The organism is Haladaptatus halobius (assembly GCF_020618475.1).
Lineage (GTDB): Archaea > Halobacteriota > Halobacteria > Halobacteriales > Haladaptataceae > Haladaptatus > Haladaptatus halobius.
This window is the reverse complement of record NZ_CP085338.1, coordinates 32,961-51,841: the sequence shown is the minus strand read 5'-3', so window position 1 is coordinate 51,841 and position 18,881 is coordinate 32,961. Positions and strand designations below refer to the sequence as shown.

Here is an 18,881-nt window from a genome sequence, read left to right as displayed (position 1 = left end):
GGCATTCCTTCACTCGAACCACGATGGGGGATACCGCACCTTTAGATGCAGGAAGAAGCGTGTTCAATCGACTATACTGCCGCCGTATGTGACATCCTCCCCGCTGTTTACGGCAGGGCTTCCCGTTCCGCGTTGGGATATTTACGGTTTGCAGATGCTCGTTTGGTCAACGAACGTCCCCTGTCCACTGCTTGGGCCGTGTTTTCCACGGCGGAACAGGTTGACTGCTGGGTGTGCCACACGCCCGCTACTCCTATCCAGTTCAGGATTCAGAGTTACCTTCTCTGCTTGGTCTAACCGACACCGAATGTTCTCTGCGCCATTCGAGTCAGCGTTCATCACGCGACCACACCCACGACAGACGTACAACCCACGCTCCACGCGGTTAGCGTCCCGCTTCTGCCCACAACACGAACACGTCTTCGAGGTATTCCGTTCGCTCACCACGACGGTAGCGATTCCTTCAGCTTTCGCCTTGTACGTGAGCAAGTTCGTGAAGCGGTCGAACGCCCATCCGTGAAGCCCTTCGTTCCCACGGTCACCCCAGTTACGAGCCTCGCCGGTTTCATCGTCTTCACGGATTCCTTCGAGGTTGCCGACAGCGATCGTTCCAACACCCCGTTCAACACACTCCGAGACGATGTGTCTCGTGACGGCGTGCAAGAAGTGTGACCGACGCTCGGAACGCTTCCGACGAAGGCGAAGAGCTTTGTTCGACCGAGAGGAGTTGCACTTCGCTATTTCCTTAGCGAAGTACCGCTCATCGGTCTTGAGAGCGTTCCCTGGATACAACTTGTGGTCGCCCGTGGAGTACGCGATGGCGGCGAAGTTCGAGATACCAAGGTCAATACCGGCGGTTTCGTTGCCGGGAGATTGAGTCTCGATCTCGAGTTTGCACACGATGTGAAGTTCCCACTCATCGCCATTCCAGACGGCTCGTACTTGGCAAACGTTCTCGACGGTCACATCTGGTCGGGTGTTGATTTCACAGAGGATGAAATCCGACCAGTGTTCTTTCAGGTTTCGCCCTTTGGAGAGGCGTATCCTGTTGTTGTGGGGGTCGTGTTTGAAGCCATCTTCTTTGAATGTGACCGTACTGCGGGGGTGTTTGTCGCCGTGTTTGCGGTACTTCGGTGGGTTTGCGCGGTCGTCCCCGTTTCGGCGCTTGGCGTACCAGCCGTGGAACGCTTCAGCGAGTTCTTCGATGACTCGCTGACTCGACTGAGAATTGAGGTCGGCGTAGCGTTCGTGGTTCTTCAGGTATGCCTTAAGTGGGCCACCCTCGGGGATTGTCCCTGTTTCGCTCCAGATGCGCTCTACCGTCCAGCGTGCGATGTTCCAGAGTTTCGAGGCGGCAAACCCGAGCGAGTCCAAGTCACTTTTGACCTGTTGCTGATTTTGTATGGAGGCAACGTAGGTGCGAGTGACCTGAATCGCCATAAATAGTCTATGTAATTAAACCTGCTTAATGGTGTGGATTCGCGTAGAATATCCAGCCAGCTATCGGCGGTTGGTGTGTCGGAGTTGTCGGATTCACTCCCGTCATGAACGGCGGGATTCTCTCCTTGAAGAAAGATAGTACTAGAATAGTTGGTTCTTTGACCGGGTTCTTATTGAACTCCCCAAAAGTGATGAATTACTTTGCTGAAAACTAATCTCGAACATTCGCCCTAACGAGGTGTATACTGATATAATCAAGTTCTAGCGGGTTCCAAAATTGTTTACTCGATTACTCCATTTTACCTGCTTATTTAATATTTTCAAATTGGCTTGATAACCGAACCCCCGCGCTTGATTGTAGGAGTAATATCCAAGTAATGAAGGCACTCTGCTCACAATTGCCTACAAGCAGGGCGTCACTCAAACGGACGTAGCTAAGTAGTACGGACTCTCCTGTAAAACATGTTCAACTGTCTCTAACATTCGAAGAGGACTCCGCCCAGATAGCAGTCCGTGATAAGTCCTGCCTGGGCCCCCGCCGAAACTCGATTGTGAAGACTAAGCCGAAGTTTCCCAATTACTCGGATAGTCGCCTGCAAACGGTGGATATGATGTTGAGGAATGGAGTGTGTCACTCGTTCAACGGCTTGCCGAGAAGCAGTTCGGTGTCACCTATTCGTGGACGAGTGCATATCGACTTCTTTCGGATATCGAGTAACTTGTTTTGGAACATATCCTTGGTTCTGGGAGACTGAATACGTTTATATTGTGCTTCAATTGGAGTGACTCTGTATGCCAAATATATCCGGTCAGGTAGACGATGAACGCCGTATGGAGTTAGATGAACTCGCGGGTGAACTACCCCGCCGTAAACGACGAGGTTTTAGCGCCTGTCTATTAGATAACGCCGGTTTATCCCGTGCGAAGTAAATCCGTGATGCGCTTGCAGTCCGCGAGGAGTACTATGAACTCTGAGTTGGGTTCGACGAACTCCATGAGAAACTCCAGGCTGAGTACGAAGTACTCCAAGATGAGCACGCCGACCTCCACAAGGAGTACGACGACCTTCAAGCGGAGTACGATGAAGTGACACAGGACCTCATCCGTGTCCGGCGTGGGAGACGCCAGTTTCTCGCCCAGCGCGAGGAGAACACGGAACCCGTCATGTACGTCGAATACGAACGCTCGCTCTCGCGTCGGAAAGTCGACTCGAGGCTGGTCACGCGGGTGAAGTGGGTGGCATGGGAAATGCTGTCAGACGACGGATTTAACCAACAAACTGAGTTGTAACTGTGCTTTGTTGGTTAAGCGGGAGTGCCGGGGGAGCAGCACAAGCGTTATTTGAACGTAAACGTAAACGTTCACACAATGAGCGACACTGCCGACAAACACATCCGGGTTTCGCCCGAGCACTACGAGCGCCTCGCCCAGCGACGGCGTAGGGGAGAAAGCTTCGATGACGTGATTGGCCGCCTGCTCGCGGACGAACGCGACCTGCTCGCCGGATTCGGGATCTGGGAGGGCACCGACCAGCGCGAGGTCGTCGAAGAGATTCACTCGGCCAGGAAGCAGGAGAGTCGCGAGCGTATTGACGAGATGGGTAAGCGCCACAGTACTGACCGTGAGGCGCGCGACTGACATATGAAGGTTCTCGATAGCAGTTTTCTGATGGATTACGAGAGCGGCCATCCTGCCACCAAAACATACCTCGAAGCGAACTCGTCCGACGAGTTCGTGATTCCATCCCCGATTTACATCGAATTCTTGTTGGGCGCGGTCTACGGAACGGGCGACCTCACCGTCACACGCGCCCAGCAGGCATTGGAGTGGGCGACAGTCGCCCCCATCACCAAACAGACAGCGCTCGCCGCCATCGATGTCGCGGAGGAGGCAGGGCCACAAGCACCGCAGCTGACCGGGATTGACGCGGTGATCGTCGGCCTCACGCGCGAACTCGGGGCGGCACTCGTGTCGAACGACCGCGACCACACCCATCCTGCGGTGCAGACCGTCCTCGATATCGACGAGTATCGCTGACAGAGTGACCGTTTCCCGTGTGAGTTAATATACTAACTTTTTCGAATGTCGATATCCCTTTTTCGGGAAAAACGAACGGGGGGTGGAATCGAACCACCGGGGCCACGAAGTGGCCGCCATCAACCATGTGAGAACCGCCACATGCGATGGTGCTTCTACCAACAAGCAACCCGTTCTCGCCCGGAACCCCTCTGGAAAGCAAAAGCGTGGGAAGCGGCGGACATCCCACGCGACCTATGGATTGACACCAGTCGTAACGCGACGTGCTGCGGCCGAGCGTCCACCGTCGGGCACCACGTTCAGTGCGACGCTCGCAATTGTCTCAAGGGCCGCCATAGGTATTGTTATGTGGTGCCTGAAAGTGAAAGGAAAGATAGAAACCCACATCCGTAGCGCCGAAATTCTCCGATGGTTCGTTGTCTTAACCACGGATCTCGGGGGTACTAACGTAGTTACTATTGGGCTGAAGAACATGAACGGTTAGTGATGTTTAACTGTGAACTGAGAGTCGGATAGTCGGAGGTAGTCATAAAAGCCATCAAACTATTTGTGGCAGTTGCCGACATCACCAGCATCGCCGTTGGTGGGGTTGCCGCGCAAGAACAAGAAGGACACCAAATGAGCTGTGTCAAAAGAGACGGCTTAGTAATCCGCGGTTGTCTTTGAGTTCCTGCATTTCCTTTTCCAACGAATTCAGTGTCTTCGTGATACTACGATTTATCTTATATACACATGACGACTGCCACGGCGGTTGCTTGCGATTTTTTACTCGACATCTGGTGTCTGACGCCACTGCCTCATTATCTAAGCGGAAGTGGACACTCCCCGGTACCCTCGGATCGATCTGTGTGCAATTCGTGGTGCTATCCCAACAGAAACATCACCCGAATAAGGAGGAAGAACACGACGAGAGAGCCAAGGAGTATCACTATTGTCTTGATTGGATTCGACTCGAGGATCGCACTCCCAGAATCCCTCGGACCTCTATCATCTCCGTCCATTATCATCCAATCTGCATCACGCATTTCACTATTTCCGTCCATATATCCCACCGACTTGAGGACTGAACGCCCAGGATTCATAGGATTTCCACCCTTACTGTCCCTTTCTACTCCACCATTTCTGTCCATATATCCTTTCACTTTCTCTATACTAATAAGCTTTCTCCAGCAATTAATCGAAGACTTCTCGAATTAGTTCAGATACGCTCTCTACTCAGTCGTACCCCTATTTTCTGCTCCATAACCTCATAACCGGAAGTAGATCACCCCCAGAACCCCCCGAACAAATCCATGTGCAACTCGTGGTGAAGATTGCTGTATTGTCCCTAATTGGAAACCCACCCCCCCCTACTCGCAGAGCCCACTTTCATCCCAAGGGCCAGAACAGCGGAGTGCTGGTTACCGCCAAGCGGAGCGGCCGGAGACAGGGGCTTTCCCCCGATCCGGAAGCTGGCCCGTACGGAGCGACGCCAGGAGCGAGAACGTGTTTGCGGTAGCGGTTAGAAGAAACCCCGAGAACGCTGATCGAATTCGTCTACCAAATATATAGGTATGTCAACGCTCAACGTCAACGTACGATGGGTGCTGCCGACGACCAAATCCGAGTCAGCGAAAGTGTAAAGCGTGAGATCGAGCGCCGGCGACGAGAGGGCGAGAGCTACAACGACGTCCTCGAGCGGCTGTTCTCAATCGACCGTGACCGCAACCTCCTCGCGGGGTTCGGCCGGTGGTCCGACGAGCGGGCCGACCGCGCTCGCGAGACCCGCGAAACCTACGAGGAGGAGTCGATAGAGCGAATGCGACGACAACGTGAGGAGGCATGAAGATCCTCGACGCGACGTTCCTGATCGACTACCTCGATGGCGTTGAGTCGACCCGCGAGTACCTCCTAGAGCACGACAGGGAGGTGTACGTCCTTCCGGTTCCGGCATACACAGAGGCTCTTCTCGGAGAAGGGAACGGTCCGGAGGGCAATATCGAGGGCGCTCGCGAGGATCTCTCGTGGGGCGAAGTGTACGCTGTCGACGAGCAGACCGCGGTCACCGCTGCAGAGATTGCCGACGAGATGGGACCACAGGACCCGTTCCTGTCCGAGATGGATGCGCTAATCGCGGCGATCGGGCGCGAGCTCGATGCGTCGGTGGTCTCCGCTGATCGGCACCTCACTCACGAGGAGACCAAGAAGGTCGTTGACGTCGAAGAATACTAACCATCCTCGCCGGACGTCCCAGCGAACGGCAAGCGTGCACGGTGAGCCGGGTCGTTTCACCATAAGTGTGCTACGTGTTCAATCGAGGGTCGATTACTCCAGTTCCGCGAGTACGGTGTCTAAGCAAGATAGGATACAAGAGACTTCTCAGTCAGTACGGGCCGTAAGTGGAATCTTTCTGTCTTCATCTAATTCAGCATCTGGTGAAGGTGTCTCGGATGCGGTACTGTGAGGATTCAGGGATCGAAGATGAGCCATCATGGTGTAAAATGTGTCAGCACCCCTGCCGATCGAGTGTAGCAATATAGCCGAACACCCCTGAATCCAGTGGTCGAAACCTATAACCCATATTTTTAGAACTCTGGCTAATGGAGATTCGAATGTTCACTGGATTGCCAAAGTAGCTTTTCTTGATTGTGACTAAATAGGGTTGGTGGTCAGGGCTACTACAGGAGTTTACGACTGACGCGATACAGGATAGTGAAGATAAATGCCTCGATTAGGAATCCAATTGCTACTATGGAGTAAAACACTGGCCATCTCCAATCCATTCGAAATGGATATTTCGAATGGCAGACGCAAATAGAACGGCAGCATACGATAGGACTGTCTCACCGGGAACAAGGTATGCGAGAATTAAGATGAAAAGCAAGATGACTACAAAATCTCTCAGGAACCTTCCGTTAAATTGGGGTCGTGAGGCTGTTATTGACATCTTGTCTTTAGATACGAGATCCAAGTATATAACAAATATAATCCAGTAATATGAAATTTGTACCACTAGAAAATTTACTTATTGTTATCCCGTAGTTATAGAAATAATGCTGGCCTTCGCATTCAGCGAAGTACTTATTGAACCCTTCAGAGCGGTTAACAAACTTATACATTCTATAACAAAACATTCATTTATTATTGGACAATAGTTAATCGTGTATCGGAACAAAATCGACGGCGGTTTCTCATTGGTACAGGTGCGGTGGTAGCGGGAACAGTCGGTCTGGGTAGTACTGGCGTCTTTGGGGCGAGTGAGAGGCCACAGCTCGTTTTCACTGAAATCAATGCCGAGGAAGAATACCTTGTCGTGAAGAATGTTTCCGGGGAGGAGATAGACCTCAGTGGGTACGTCGTTGACTTTGGGTTTATGGACGATGACGAGGGTGATGAACAGAAAGGAACGATAGCTCAGGGAACGACGATTAGTGCCGGTGACACACTGAAAGTCGTGGCAAATCCCGAGAAAGGAGAAACCAGTGTGGATGTCGGCCGTGAATACGTGATGCCCAACAACGAGGAGGAAGTGTACGCGATTCTCTCACCCGAGGGCGAGGTTGTCGCTCGGTCTGACCAAGAGAAGTAAGTTGGTGAGCCAGAGACCACCACAACCACGACCACCGCTAAAGAGGAGACAACAACGACGACTGAGACGGAAGAGACGACCACTGAGGAAACCACCACGACCGAAGACGAAGAAACAACGACGGACGAGAAGTCCAGCAGTGGTTCAAACCAGCAGACGACCACGGAGTCTGACGAGGGGACAACTACTACTTCGGACGGTGGCACTGACAAGGCATCTGAGAAAGAAGATTGCTAACGACTGAGTAGTGGGTAGTTGGGGCACCGACCGATAAACTCTATTGATTGTAACTATTTTATCACCAATTCTTATGGAAGAAAGGGATTTCCAAGCCAGCAAATCGCAAGGCTGCGCCAAGTTATCGGGAGTCAACTGCCGACTTCAAATCTAAGCGGAAGTGCAGCTACCCCCGGGGGTGCCGCTGTAATCTATGCGCATGAGCTAGGAAGGACGGGAAAATACCATGGCGTTTCGAGAGGAGGTTGAAAGGAGAATCGCTCTCCAGCTCCTCTGCGCTCGCCACCAGGAGAATCCATGAAACAAACACTCCTACTAACACTGACTATCGTCAGTGGGGACAGTTCTGTCCCACATCATGAGTGGGGTTGACACGGCCTTACAGATCCTGTCCATTATGGTATCTACTCGCCGATTTTGATCTATAACCAGAAGCAGTCCCGGCCGAAGAATTAACCAACAAACCCAGTGATTAACCCACTAGCGAGTTCTTCGACGCGTTGCTCGGCACTGGTTTGATGCATGGTGTTTTCGACAGCCTGCTCGCGGATGTGCTGGGCGAGCACATCGGCGATGTAGGTGGAGACCGTGACCTCATCTTGGTTGGCACGCTGTTGAATTTCGTCTGCGAGATCGTCTTCCACGTAGGTGGTGAACATCGTGTCGCGGGTGGTCATGGGTTGGGTGTTTGGAGGAGTGTGGAGGGTCAGTGTGTGGTTGAGTGAAGGGGTGCATTCAACTAGCAAGATAAAAACCCGCAGCAGCACCGCGAAGCCCCGCTGCCGTCTGGCGATTTGAGTGCAGCACACGCACCGCGTGTGCAGTAGATTGTGCAGCAGGTCGGTGCTGTCGCATGATTTTCAACCTTGCCGTCACGAAACCAATTCGTAGACGGAACCTATAAAACTCCGCGTTCATCCCAAGGGAGATGCGAACGAGGGGCCCCCTGCCATGGGGGCCGTGAGTGAGCACCGACCGCACCCCACGACCAGCGAGAGAGGGAACGTGTCTGCGGTAGCGGTGCTGATGCTGTCGGTATGCGGTACGGCTAGAGATCATGACCAACATCATTGCTGAGAGAGTCCTTCGCTGATCCCGTTGTACCTGGCGCACAACCGCGCTACCGCCCCGCCACACGTTCTCGCTCCTGGCGTCGCTCATGCGGGCCAGCCTACGGGTCGACCCGCAAGGGGTCGCTTCCGTCCACTCTGCTTGGCGGTGGCCGACGCTCCGCTGTTCTAGCCCTCGGGATGATTGTTTCGTCGGTTCACGTTGTGATACACTTGAGCGATATTGATTTCTTCAGAATCGGCGAGATCTTCAATCCCTCACCAAAGTTCGCCCTCGGAGAGGCTATCATACTCTCCTTCGACTAACCGAATCTACGCGCGAAAGTTTCGGCATGGCTCAGATCGTAGTTTACTAATGAGTGACGAGCCACTCACATATGGTTTCGATTGATGCATCATAAATTTGGTATTTATTAATGATGTGATTTGCAGAGTAACCACTTATTACTCCACTAGAGGAATATTCAAGCAACTCATAACAAAGTCCAAACCACATTTATAACCTACTTGTCTCATGCAAGAAAATGACAGAATTGATCGTAGAGGCTATTTAAAAGGAATCGCAGCGGCCGGTATCGGCACTGGTGTATCGGCTCTTGGAATCACTGGTACAGCAACAGCACAGGACGCAGTATTGTCCATTGGCGAAGTCGGAACCATCCGTACCGACCAGTCTGGTCCTGGCGAATGGCATACCGAGGCGTTGGACGGTGCCTATCTCACCGACCCAGTCGTCATTATGAAACCAGTTTCATCTCAGGGCTCTCAGCCATGTCACATTCGTCTTCGCAATGTGACAACTGACAGCTTCCAGTACCAAATTGAAGAGTGGAATTATTTGGATGGCGCTCACACGACAGAACGATTCTTCTACATTGCCGTCGAACCGGGCCAGTATACTCTCTCAGGTGTTGCAACAGGTATTGAAGCGGGACATGAACCAGTTGATATGAATCCACAGAGCGTTGAGTTCCTTGCAACCTATGATCAGAACCCGGTTGTTCTCACACAATCTCAGACCTACAATGGTCCTGACGCAATTGTCACTCGTACTGATGTGTCCTCGTCGAATACGTTCAGTGTCCAACTGCAGGAAGAGGAAGGCGGAGACAGTGGTGACCAAGTAAAGTATCATGAAACGGAATCAGTAGGATATATCGCGTTTGAACGACCAGCTTCGGGAATCCTTGATCCAGTTGCCACCGATTTCGAAGTCGGGCTAACACCAAACGCCGTTGATGATGAGTTCTTCGAGGCTAGTTTCCGCCAGACATACAGCCAGACACCTCGCTTTATCGCCGATCTGCAGACGCGGGACGGACCCGACACGAGCGAGTTACGTTATCAACATCTCGATAGAAATGGTGTCGATATCCGCGTCGAAGAGGAGCAAAGCCTCGATATCGAAACTAATCATACGACGGAACGAGTTGGGTACGTAGTATTCGGCCAAGACGGCTTAATTCCTGGAATTTCACTCGGTATCGGTTCCAACAGCTCGCTGAGATCGAGTAACGCGTTAAGTGAGTCGGGTTCGGATTCGTGTTCAGATTCCGAATGATCGTCGGACTCACCGTCTTCAGCACTGTCGTCGTCGCCGACCACCCACCATACGCTGAAGTCGCGAGGCCGGGAATAAGTAGGCGCGCGGATTGAATCCGGCGATCGGGATCGGCGTTTTGCTAATCGAGTTCATCAATCGGTCGTACGTCTACCATAGTACTGCCGTTTTCTGAGAGTCCAATGATGAACTACGTGTTCTCGTCGTTGTCGAGTATTGTGATTGCTAACGTATCCGCCTCGACATCCTCTCGTTGTTCCTCGAGAACGGCGACAAGCTCGCTCTGTACGATATTGAAAAAGTGCATCACACACACGGCAGGCACGATAAATTATATAGAATAAGTTTGAGACGAGTATCGATAATCACGCCGCTCGGGTGAATAGACCATATTAACCCGAGAGCGTTCTTTTCTCCGTCTTTTCCGACACATTTCCCCCCTCACGCGTACAGTTTGACCGACCAGTGGAGGCCCTGCGATTCAGGCGGGGCCAATTCGACTTGATTTTGCGACGGTGGCCCGTTCTGGCGGATCCCTGGTACAACATTCCAATCGTCTAAATCGACATATTTATTAGCTAGGAATATATTAAATGTAATACGATATGAAATCAAAAAATGATCAACTAGAAAAGCTTGGAATATTGGCCGCTCAATCAGAGACAGCAGACGCTCAAAGCACTTTTACGCCAGCTGTTGATTTCTACCGGGGGCCACTTTCAAATCGCCCGGAACCAGGAGATGCAAACCGCATCTGGATCGCTGAAGAGACAGGAGCCATATACTATGACGATGGCAACTCGTGGTCATTGGTAGATCGCGAATACAATTCGGTAAGTACGGAGCGTCTATTTGGCAGTTTCGACCACCTCATCGACGATGTCTCCGATATAGAGAATCTTGATTCGCTCGTTAGTGTTGGCGACACCGTCCGTGTAAAACAACCAGACACGCCCTATGTACTCACCAGCCAACCAACATTAGACACGTCTCATATCAGGTTGGAATTCGAATCTAGATTCGCAAGAGATGGCAACCCCATCCTCAAGATAGCGAATGAAACCAACATCCAGGGGCTCATCGTCGGGCAAACATCGCCAACAGAAGACATCACGATACTCAACTATGGATATGATGGCAATAAAGACAATCAAACACACACGGGACAAAATAAAGACGCGCTCCAATTCTACGATGTGACGGATTTCGAAGTGAGAAGCTTCTATGCGACGCACACTTACCCATTCCACGAGCACAATACCGGTGGGTCGGGGATAAGCGTCAATTCAGATAGTGCTTCCAATTTCCACTTTGAAAATTGCCGCGTCTACCAGATCGGCGACCGGGCGATGCAAATCTCCGGGACACATGGGACGTTCCGGAATATTCGCAACGATGATGGGTGGGACAGGACGATTGCCTTCCGCAATAACGCCGCTCATCACGTTGTCGATGGAATCCGGGCAACGAACTGCGACGACACCTCGATGATTGGGTTTGCGAATGACCCCGCCCAACCAACAACCGATGTGCTTGTCACAAATGCAAGCTGGTACAACCTTCCGCGTGGATTGGCAAACATCACGGGTGCGAAAGATGTGACATTTGATGGTGTCCGAGGGTATAATGACGAGTCCACGACGCCTGCCGGAATTCCCTACATGTATATTGTCAGATTCAATAAACAGGCTGAAAACGTCACCGTCTCGAATATGGATGTCTTTAGTACGGGGGACATTGAGCGCGCCATCCAATGCGATGCACCGGTTACAGGTGGCACAATCGATAACGTCACGCTCTCAAACGTCAACGTTCAGATTGATAGTGCATACCGGCCGGTTAACATCTTAGCCCCTGGCTACCGATTCAATAATGTCACCGTTGAAGTGACCAATTTGGGTGGCGCGGGCGCTGTTGTTCATGCAGAAGCGGCAACGACAATGCATGGCTTAGATGTCACATCGACTGTGCTTGACATTGAAATCGCGCCTGGAGCGACCGGAACGGTGATACAAAATGCGGACTACGAGACAATCGACGACCAAGGAACCAATACCGTCATCAACGGCGAAGCGGTCGAATCAGCGGCGGCAGAAACCCCGCAAGGCGATTACCCAGTCGGAACCTTCGTTGATTTCACCGATTCGACTGACGGGACCGGGAATGGATATTATCGGCAAAAGCGCGATGGCACATTTGTGAAACTTGCGTAAGATACGCGAGACACATTTATCTGCGATGGTTAGCCTTGTCACCACCATATCAGGATGCGACACAGCATGACGTCTACGTCTCTTCAACGCGTTCTGGGAAGCATTTCTTACAGGGATCAAACTCACTCGGTGAGTTCGAACTCGTACATTCCCCGTGGAATAGTTCACTGCCGGTCGAACAGCAGGGGCAGCCGTACACGTCACCGTCTTTGGGAACAAAGACGCGAACACAGCAACAGGTGACGTGTGCCTCGCAGTCGGGGTTTTGGCAGTGAGGCATCACAGTCGCCCTTTGTGTAATTCACCACTGTTGACGAACACCGCGACGACGATGCACCTCGCGTAGACGATAAGCAGTGCAACCGCCAACGCGGTCGTCGGTGCCACTCCGTGCCACATGGCATTCGCGAAGAAAACCACATGTGACAGTGCGAGCCTCCACTGTGTCATCGATAAATTAGTATGGTATACTAACCGAGAATCGCGACGTTCGTCTGCCAAAGGTCAGATCCACGGAATCCATTTTACAATGCCAAGATTGAAATGTAAATGAAATAAGGCATACTCTATGGGCGTGTGCAATAATCGGAAACTCGAGATACCAATCTTCAACCTGTTTTCGCGCAGCGGTCGATTTCCCTGTGTTCGTCTGGCCGAGATAACTCTGCGATGTCTCGGTATCCAGAATCGGTCGCGGTGGCGCGTCGGGCTTTTTCTTGCGCACATAATCGACATCCAGAGACACAGCTTTTCTTGACGACGGGGTGAGTAATCAACGTAGATCATCACCGAAGCCGACCTCAAACGGCTCGCGACCACTCGCCACGCCACCGCTGAGCAGTGGGAGTGAAACATTCATCAGGAGCCAGCGAACGACGGTTGTTCCGACAACTGCACCGACTACCACGATTCCGAGTACGAGCGTGACGAGATCGGCCCACCGACCGATTATCTCCAAAAGGAGGGGGTTCACCACGAACAATCCAGCAACGAACTTCCCGACGCGTGTTTTGAGAAACCATTTCAGCAACCGCCACGTCCAGCGGGCGAGTGTGTGCCAGAAACCGGCGTTGCGCGGCGGATCGCGTCGCCTGCGACGATCTCTCATGGCTCTTCGCCCCCGCTATCGCCATCACCGATCGACTCGGGGAGTCGGGCAGCGATCCCTTGGCGAACGCGATCGATATCGTCCGAATCCATGAAGCACTCGTGGCTTGTTCCGGCTTCTGCGACGTGGATATGGTTGGAATTGTCGGTGTCAGTGTAAACGCCGAAAATGAATGTCCCACCTAACTCCTCGCGCAGCGATTCAGCGACCTGATTTGCAAGCCACTCTGGCTCGTACTCATTCGCGAACGCGAACGTGTGATGGCGAGAGAAATCACTCTCAGTGATCAACACCTGAAAGCGCTTGAGGTCGGCGTCGGTTGCAGCTATTCCAGCCCCACGGCGAATGACTGCCGCCGATCCACTGACGTAGTTGACGATTCGTTGATGAGTGTCAGAAAGTACAACAATAGGGAGAAAACACGAACGGAGAAGGTTGAGAGAATACACAATAGCGGGAATTCTTCAGTGAACAACCTAGCTGGAAAGACGACAAGTCGGGATTGTGTTGCGTCGATGTTGACTGTGGAAATATCGGGAGAAGAATTATGTAATACAAACTCGTAACACACCATTGTATGTCAAGGACTGTTACCGCCCGTGTTCCGGACGAGTTGAAGGCCGACATGGACGAGTACGACATTAACGTCAGCGAAATCGTCCGTGATGCACTCGAAGCTGAAGTACGGCGTCGACGGCGAGAGGAACTCATCAAGCGTGGCGATGATCTTAGCCGGCGAATCGGGGATCAAATCGAGACCGAACGCGTCGTCGAAAACATCCGCGAAGATCGAGAGTCCCGATAGTGGCGCCCGACAAATCCCGGCTGTTCGACGCAAGTAGTCTCGTCGAACTTATCAAGCACGGCAATGGTGCCGCAGCTGCGGCATTCAGCCAGTATACACTCGATCACGCGTTCTACGAGGCAGGGAATAGTTTCTGGAATGATTCAGCAGCACAGCAACTCGTGAGCCGTGAGGATGCGACCGACACTATCGACTACCTTGATTCCGTCCGAGAGGAAATGATAGTACTGTCACTCTCGGACGTCGGGGCAACAGCAGTCTTCGATACGGCCTGGGACGAAGGAGTCACCTACTACGATGCCGCTTATATCACCGCCGCACAGGAGACGAACGCAATGCTCGTGACCGAAGATGGTGGGATGGCTGATCATGCTTCTGAGGCAGTATCTGTGGCAACCGCCGAAGAAATCCTCAAGGAGTGAAAAACTCTAGATGACACTCGGCAAACTCAACGCTGCACTTACGAAAGGACTTGACTGCACCGCCACCGCCTCATGTTCTCGCTCCTAGCGTCGCTCGTGCGGGCCAGCGTACGGGTCGACCCGCAAGGGGTCGCTTCCGTCCGCTCCGCTTGGCAGTGGCCGACGCTCCGCTGTTCTGGCCCTTGGGATGATTGTGACCCTCTACTACTGCTCATCGTCTGTCGTATCGTCCCCATCGGTGGAGTGTTGTCCTAGGAGTAATCCAGTGCTGGTCTTTTTGAGGCACTATCCGACACGTCCACGACTATGTTGTCTACTTCGTTAACAGTTTGTATATTTGCAAATATTCCTATATTCGCAAACCTTACGTATTTGCAAATGGTATCCAAATATGCAATGGCGGCCCAAATCCCGGGACGAATGGCTCGCACTCGTGCGCTCATGACAGAAACGGAGCGAAAGTACATCACGCGAGAAGAGGATGTAAGCGATTCAAAGCGGTACCAAGCAATCGCCCGGGTTCGTGACCGCCTCGAAGTACTCGAACAGGATGTCGATGCACTAGCAGAGCATCATCCGAAGCTCCTCGGTGAACTCCGAGACGTTGTTTGCAAAGAGAATGACTGAGGAGCGTCAGCCATGCGTCAGACGCGTCTCACTCAAACAGTAACAGGTTTTAAATAAAGGCCATCGAAATCCACAGCTATGTGACGAATCGTCGACTGCGGCAGAAGGGGTTGCCTGAACACCTTCTCCTTTTGTTGCGACCGTAATAATAGTTTGCCCTTGCTTAGTGGCAAAACTATCTCCCGGTCGTGACGACGTTTTCCTCCCGTTCGTCGCCGTCCTCCAACAGGATATCAATACAACCCACGAGAATGAGCGATACCAGCGACTACATTACGCTAGAACAGGTCGAAGAACTCCTCGAAGAACAGCGCGCGGAATTCGAAGCGCGCCTCGAAACGAAGGACGAACGGATTGCCGAGCTCGAGGAGCGGATCGACGATCTCGAATCCTCGCATGACCTCACACAAAGCACCGTGTGGGAGCTCGAGGACGTAGTGACTGGCGATTACGATTGTAGTCATCCGCACCTCCAAGGCGAGAGTGGATTGACCGCGTTGACGACCTGGAGGAGCGTCTCGAATCCTCCAACCTCCAGGGTGACGGTGGCGAGAACACCATGCACAACACGGTTGGAGAGGACTACACGCCAATCGAGCGTCTATCGATCCTCGGTGAGGACGCCCTCGACGAACATGTCGATCCGAGTGACCGACGCGCGGTGACGCTGTTCGAACACTGGAACGAGTGGAGCACGAAGATACCCAAGGCAACATTCTGAAGACGGCGGATAGCCTCAAGTCGCACCTCTCCACGGCCACGGACGAACACCTCGCATGGAAGCAAGTTTACAGGGTGTGCCGCCGCGTTGAGCAGCTCTCGAAGGGCGCGATCATGTTCTTCCAGCACGACAAACACGGCTGGATGCTCAAGCAACACTCAGCGTTTGCCTCGAAGCAAGCAACGACTGCGGGAGTGACGTCGTCGTCAGTGGCGTGAGTGAGACTGCGTCAGTGAACCCCGCCTAAGAAGGTTAGGGCTCTAACACGAAACTAAACTCCATAACAGAAATCATTGTAAGCAAAAGTCGGCTACTGTAAGGTCTCTCTTCTTCTTCGGTTCTATAGGGGACAGTAGTTTGTAGTTGGTCTCTGACGACGGCGTCAGTATATTGCGAAACGTGAGTGGTTTCGTGGGCTTATCGAGTTGTCTCACGTTCGTCGGATCTCATGACCGAACAGATGTAAGATCCGACGTGAAGGCGTGCGCTACTTATTTACTTAGCTGCGATGGCCACCGAGCAATGACTATGAGGCAGAAGACGTGGTGGTAGAGGCAGCAATGACCTGATTCTCTGCCGCCGCGATCTCCCACGCTGTCGGGTCGAACCTCTTGATAAGTTATCCCGACATCGATTAACATGTTTGAGGATACTAAGGTTGTTTGGAAAGCGGCAATCAAATTAAGAAACGTCCCCGACAGACGAACACGGATACCGAACATGGGAGCGATTCTGGCGAGAACACCTTCGGGACACCACCCGAGTCTATTTGACGAACCGTGTAAAGTTATGTGTGACCAATGGACAAATTAGAGTCTGCAGACAGCGAGGAATGTGGAGAAGCACTACAAGCGATTGCGGAGAGGCTCAACACCCTCTCGTATGAATCCGAGTGGGAATACCCACCAGACGACTCGGGAAGTGAACCCACTGAGGAGTTCGTCGAAGGCTACCGGCTTGGACAGTTCATTGCCGCCGAGAGTGCCCTGGATGTTCTCAGATATGACTACAAGCTGTTCGATAACGACGACTTCGTCGCGGTGTGGGTGGACACCAAATGAGCTGCGTCAAAAGAGACGGCTTAGTAATCCGCGGTTCTCTTTGAGTTCCTGCATTTCCTGTTCTAACGAGTCCAGTGTCTCCGCAATATCGTCATCTTGTTCTTCGACTCGTTTCACCAATTGGTTTGAGGCGTCTATCCGCGAGTTCGCAGAGATGAGTTGGTTGCGCAACTCCTCGATCTTGTTCTCTTTGTGCCTAAGTTCATCCTCGAGTTCTTTCAGGTGTGGATAGGCTTCGATGCACTTGCGTACTTTCTCGGCCTCTGTCTCGCCGGTGATCCCGTCTAAGATTTCGTCGTGTTCCTCGTAGGTGGTGACGTTGATCCGGCCCATAGCCGCGTCATCGGAGTCAGAACACAAGAAAACACAGCAGACAGACGTCAGACACAGATACCTACCTGTGTACACGGCGTGTCTCAATGTATACACGCTCAAACACTCGAATACACACAGGGACACGAGACAACACAGGCACGGAACACGGGGACACAACACGGACACGATTTGACATCCTCCTCCGCCTTCAGGCGGAGGAATCCCGACCGCATTGGGATATTAAGGTTTGCAGTCTACCACTTGTTCCTGCGGTTGGAATCCGCAGGACAAGTCGTGAAGGTAGACTGCTGGCTGTGCCAACCAGCCGGTACTCCTATCCCCACCCAAACTGGGTGCAGACTCGGAGTTACTTTGATTCACGTAGAGACGGATGTTCTCCGCCCCGTTCACGTCAGCATTGAACGCCGCGTTACACTCTTCACAGACGTACAGGCCGCGTTTAACACGCTGACTATCATCCTTCATACCGCACACACAACACGTCTTGCTCGTGTCGCGCTCTGAAACTTCTACGACTTCGATACCTTCGACTTTCGCCTTGTAGGTGAGAATCTTCGTGAACCGGTCGAACGCCCAGCCGTGCAGGTCGAGATTGCCGTGTTTACCCCAGTTCTTCGAGTCGCCGTTCTCGTCCTCACGGACGCCGCTCAACGAACCAACGTTGATGCGACCTACGCCACGCTCGATGCACTTCTCTACGATGTGCTTGGCGAGGCTGTGGAAGAAGTGGGTGCGGCGATCCGACCACTTGTGGTGGAGTTGAATTGCCCGCTCACCTCCCGAGTCATCGCATTTGGCGATTTCTTTTGGGAAGTAGTAGCCGTCCTGTTTGAGGCGGTTGCCGGGGTACAGGTCGGCCTCCTCGGTGCTGTACGCAACAGCTGCGAAGTTACAGATGCTGAGGTCGATACCCGCTGTTTCGTTGCCGGGTGCGTCGGGTGTCTCAATTTCGTCTTTGTAGACGAGATGGAGTTCCCACCGCTCCTTCGCGTTGTCGTAGACGGCGCGAACCTGTTGCAGATTCTCGACCGTAACGCCGGGCCGAGTCTCGTACTCGACAAGGATGTACTCCCACGCTTTCGGGTGTTCCTTGTGATTCGCACCCTTCGAGAGACGAACTCGGTTGTTCTTGGTGTCGTGGCGGATGCCGTTCTGCTTCCACGTCACGGTAGAACGCGGGTGTTCTTCGTGGACTCGGTGGCCTTCCGAGTCGTAGTAGTTTTTCTTGCGGTAGCCGGGCGGATTCGCTCGGTCATCGGATTTCCTCTTGCCGTACCATGAGTTGAAGGCTTCAGCGAGTTCCTCCAGAACGCGCTGACTGGACTGACTGTGCAGTCCCTTGTATTTGGTGTGACCTTTCAACTCGTCTTTGAGATCGCCGTGGTCGGGAATCTCCCCGGTTTCCTCCCAGATTTGGCGGGAGTGGTAGTTGGCGACATTCCAGAGTTTGCTGGCCGACCACCCATGCCGGTTGAGAGAGTCCTCGACCTGTCCGTGGTTGAGGATTTTTGCTCGGTGGGTGCGGTAGATGTCCAGCATTCTGAACGTCTGTATAATCACTTATACTCGCTTCTTTTGTAAAAATTCGGATTGGGAATAGCGGAATATCCGGTCCGGCAATCGACGGTGGTCTGTAGAATGGGTTGTCGAATTCATCCCCCGTCTAAAGGCGCGG

The 18,881-nt window shown here is 52.6% G+C and carries 23 protein-coding genes; 14 read left to right on the top strand and 9 right to left on the bottom strand.

All coding sequences use genetic code 11. From position 1 onward, the window contains the following. Positions 1 to 141 precede the first annotated feature (141 nt). Positions 142 to 1,440 (bottom strand): RNA-guided endonuclease InsQ/TnpB family protein, encoded by a 1,299-nt coding sequence (locus LIW51_RS27975; RefSeq protein WP_227379299.1) that lies wholly within the window; start codon positions 1,438 to 1,440, stop codon positions 142 to 144. A 912-nt stretch (positions 1,441 to 2,352) separates the two neighbouring features. Beyond that, on the bottom strand, positions 2,353 to 2,511 hold the full coding sequence (locus LIW51_RS27970; RefSeq protein WP_227379298.1) for a hypothetical protein: 159 nt from the start codon (positions 2,509 to 2,511) through the stop codon (positions 2,353 to 2,355). 15 nt (positions 2,512 to 2,526) lie between these two features. Here LIW51_RS27970 and LIW51_RS27965 point away from each other — a divergent pair, with 15 nt between their 5' ends. The 3 genes from LIW51_RS27965 (at position 2,527) to LIW51_RS27955 (ending at position 3,477) form a co-directional block, all read left to right on the top strand. Further along, entirely contained in the window at positions 2,527 to 2,730 is a 204-nt protein-coding gene (locus tag LIW51_RS27965; RefSeq protein ID WP_227379297.1) for a hypothetical protein, read from the top strand. A gap of 78 nt (positions 2,731 to 2,808) precedes the next feature. Further along, positions 2,809 to 3,078: an antitoxin VapB family protein gene (locus tag LIW51_RS27960; RefSeq protein ID WP_227379296.1), complete on the top strand. Its 270-nt coding sequence runs from the start codon at positions 2,809 to 2,811 to the stop codon at positions 3,076 to 3,078. A 3-nt stretch (positions 3,079 to 3,081) separates the two neighbouring features. Further along, positions 3,082 to 3,477: a PIN domain-containing protein gene (locus LIW51_RS27955; RefSeq protein ID WP_227379295.1), complete on the top strand. Its 396-nt coding sequence runs from the start codon at positions 3,082 to 3,084 to the stop codon at positions 3,475 to 3,477. 863 nt (positions 3,478 to 4,340) lie between these two features. Here LIW51_RS27955 and LIW51_RS27950 read toward each other — a convergent pair. Further along, on the bottom strand, positions 4,341 to 4,607 hold the full coding sequence (locus LIW51_RS27950; RefSeq protein WP_227379294.1) for a hypothetical protein: 267 nt from the start codon (positions 4,605 to 4,607) through the stop codon (positions 4,341 to 4,343). 449 nt (positions 4,608 to 5,056) lie between these two features. Between LIW51_RS27950 and LIW51_RS27945 the strand changes: the two genes are divergently transcribed. The 3 genes from LIW51_RS27945 (at position 5,057) to LIW51_RS27935 (ending at position 7,045) form a co-directional block, all read left to right on the top strand. After that, positions 5,057 to 5,302: an antitoxin VapB family protein gene (locus tag LIW51_RS27945; RefSeq protein ID WP_227379293.1), complete on the top strand. Its 246-nt coding sequence runs from the start codon at positions 5,057 to 5,059 to the stop codon at positions 5,300 to 5,302. Continuing rightward, positions 5,299 to 5,688, top strand: a complete 390-nt coding sequence (locus LIW51_RS27940) for a PIN domain-containing protein (RefSeq protein ID WP_227379292.1) — start codon at positions 5,299 to 5,301, stop codon at positions 5,686 to 5,688. Before LIW51_RS27945 ends, LIW51_RS27940 begins: the two co-directional genes overlap by 4 nt. Before the next feature lie 976 nt (positions 5,689 to 6,664). After that, on the top strand, positions 6,665 to 7,045 hold the full coding sequence (locus LIW51_RS27935) for a lamin tail domain-containing protein (protein ID WP_227379291.1): 381 nt from the start codon (positions 6,665 to 6,667) through the stop codon (positions 7,043 to 7,045). Between the two features lie 689 nt (positions 7,046 to 7,734). Here the strand turns inward: LIW51_RS27935 and LIW51_RS27930 are convergent. Further along, entirely contained in the window at positions 7,735 to 7,959 is a 225-nt protein-coding gene (locus LIW51_RS27930) for a hypothetical protein (RefSeq protein WP_227379290.1), read from the bottom strand. A gap of 907 nt (positions 7,960 to 8,866) precedes the next feature. On the opposite strand from LIW51_RS27930, the gene LIW51_RS27925 reads away from it, so the two are divergent. After that, positions 8,867 to 9,913: a hypothetical protein gene (locus tag LIW51_RS27925; protein WP_227379289.1), complete on the top strand. Its 1,047-nt coding sequence runs from the start codon at positions 8,867 to 8,869 to the stop codon at positions 9,911 to 9,913. Positions 9,914 to 10,518: 605 nt separating this feature from the next. Further along, a complete protein-coding gene (locus LIW51_RS27920) occupies positions 10,519 to 12,126 on the top strand; it encodes a hypothetical protein (RefSeq protein ID WP_227379288.1) in 1,608 nt (535 codons plus the stop codon). A 772-nt stretch (positions 12,127 to 12,898) separates the two neighbouring features. Here the strand turns inward: LIW51_RS27920 and LIW51_RS27915 are convergent. Together LIW51_RS27915 and LIW51_RS27910 are read right to left on the bottom strand one after the other, a co-directional pair. After that, positions 12,899 to 13,234, bottom strand: a complete 336-nt coding sequence (locus LIW51_RS27915) for a hypothetical protein (protein ID WP_227379287.1) — start codon at positions 13,232 to 13,234, stop codon at positions 12,899 to 12,901. Then, entirely contained in the window at positions 13,231 to 13,683 is a 453-nt protein-coding gene (locus tag LIW51_RS27910; RefSeq protein ID WP_227379286.1) for a hypothetical protein, read from the bottom strand. The genes LIW51_RS27915 and LIW51_RS27910 overlap by 4 nt, the downstream gene beginning before the upstream one ends. 128 nt (positions 13,684 to 13,811) lie before the next feature. Here LIW51_RS27910 and LIW51_RS27905 point away from each other — a divergent pair, with 128 nt between their 5' ends. The 3 genes from LIW51_RS27905 to LIW51_RS27895 all read left to right on the top strand — a co-directional run bounded on the left by LIW51_RS27905 (position 13,812) and on the right by LIW51_RS27895 (position 15,088). Further along, entirely contained in the window at positions 13,812 to 14,039 is a 228-nt protein-coding gene (locus LIW51_RS27905; protein WP_227379285.1) for an AF_0619 family ribbon-helix-helix protein, read from the top strand. After that, on the top strand, positions 14,039 to 14,461 hold the full coding sequence (locus tag LIW51_RS27900) for a type II toxin-antitoxin system VapC family toxin (protein ID WP_227379284.1): 423 nt from the start codon (positions 14,039 to 14,041) through the stop codon (positions 14,459 to 14,461). Before LIW51_RS27905 ends, LIW51_RS27900 begins: the two co-directional genes overlap by 1 nt. 441 nt (positions 14,462 to 14,902) lie before the next feature. Continuing rightward, entirely contained in the window at positions 14,903 to 15,088 is a 186-nt protein-coding gene (locus tag LIW51_RS27895; protein ID WP_438267459.1) for a hypothetical protein, read from the top strand. A 278-nt stretch (positions 15,089 to 15,366) separates the two neighbouring features. Here LIW51_RS27895 and LIW51_RS27890 read toward each other — a convergent pair whose 3' ends face one another. Further along, entirely contained in the window at positions 15,367 to 15,552 is a 186-nt protein-coding gene (locus LIW51_RS27890) for a hypothetical protein (RefSeq protein WP_227379282.1), read from the bottom strand. Between the two features lie 95 nt (positions 15,553 to 15,647). Between LIW51_RS27890 and LIW51_RS27885 the strand changes: the two genes are divergently transcribed. The 3 genes from LIW51_RS27885 to LIW51_RS27875 all read left to right on the top strand — a co-directional run bounded on the left by LIW51_RS27885 (position 15,648) and on the right by LIW51_RS27875 (position 16,870). Then, positions 15,648 to 15,809: a hypothetical protein gene (locus LIW51_RS27885; protein WP_227379281.1), complete on the top strand. Its 162-nt coding sequence runs from the start codon at positions 15,648 to 15,650 to the stop codon at positions 15,807 to 15,809. Further along, the gene (locus LIW51_RS27880) at positions 15,776 to 16,027 is read left to right on the top strand and encodes a hypothetical protein (RefSeq protein WP_227379280.1); all 252 of its coding nucleotides are present in this window, start codon (positions 15,776 to 15,778) and stop codon (positions 16,025 to 16,027) included. The genes LIW51_RS27885 and LIW51_RS27880 overlap by 34 nt, the downstream gene beginning before the upstream one ends. Before the next feature lie 582 nt (positions 16,028 to 16,609). Beyond that, positions 16,610 to 16,870, top strand: a complete 261-nt coding sequence (locus tag LIW51_RS27875) for a hypothetical protein (RefSeq protein WP_227379279.1) — start codon at positions 16,610 to 16,612, stop codon at positions 16,868 to 16,870. A gap of 6 nt (positions 16,871 to 16,876) precedes the next feature. Here the strand turns inward: LIW51_RS27875 and LIW51_RS27870 are convergent, their stop codons facing one another. Next, on the bottom strand, positions 16,877 to 17,203 hold the full coding sequence (locus tag LIW51_RS27870) for a hypothetical protein (protein WP_227379278.1): 327 nt from the start codon (positions 17,201 to 17,203) through the stop codon (positions 16,877 to 16,879). A 222-nt stretch (positions 17,204 to 17,425) separates the two neighbouring features. After that, on the bottom strand, positions 17,426 to 18,745 hold the full coding sequence (locus LIW51_RS27865; RefSeq protein WP_227379277.1) for an RNA-guided endonuclease InsQ/TnpB family protein: 1,320 nt from the start codon (positions 18,743 to 18,745) through the stop codon (positions 17,426 to 17,428). Positions 18,746 to 18,881 lie beyond the last annotated feature (136 nt).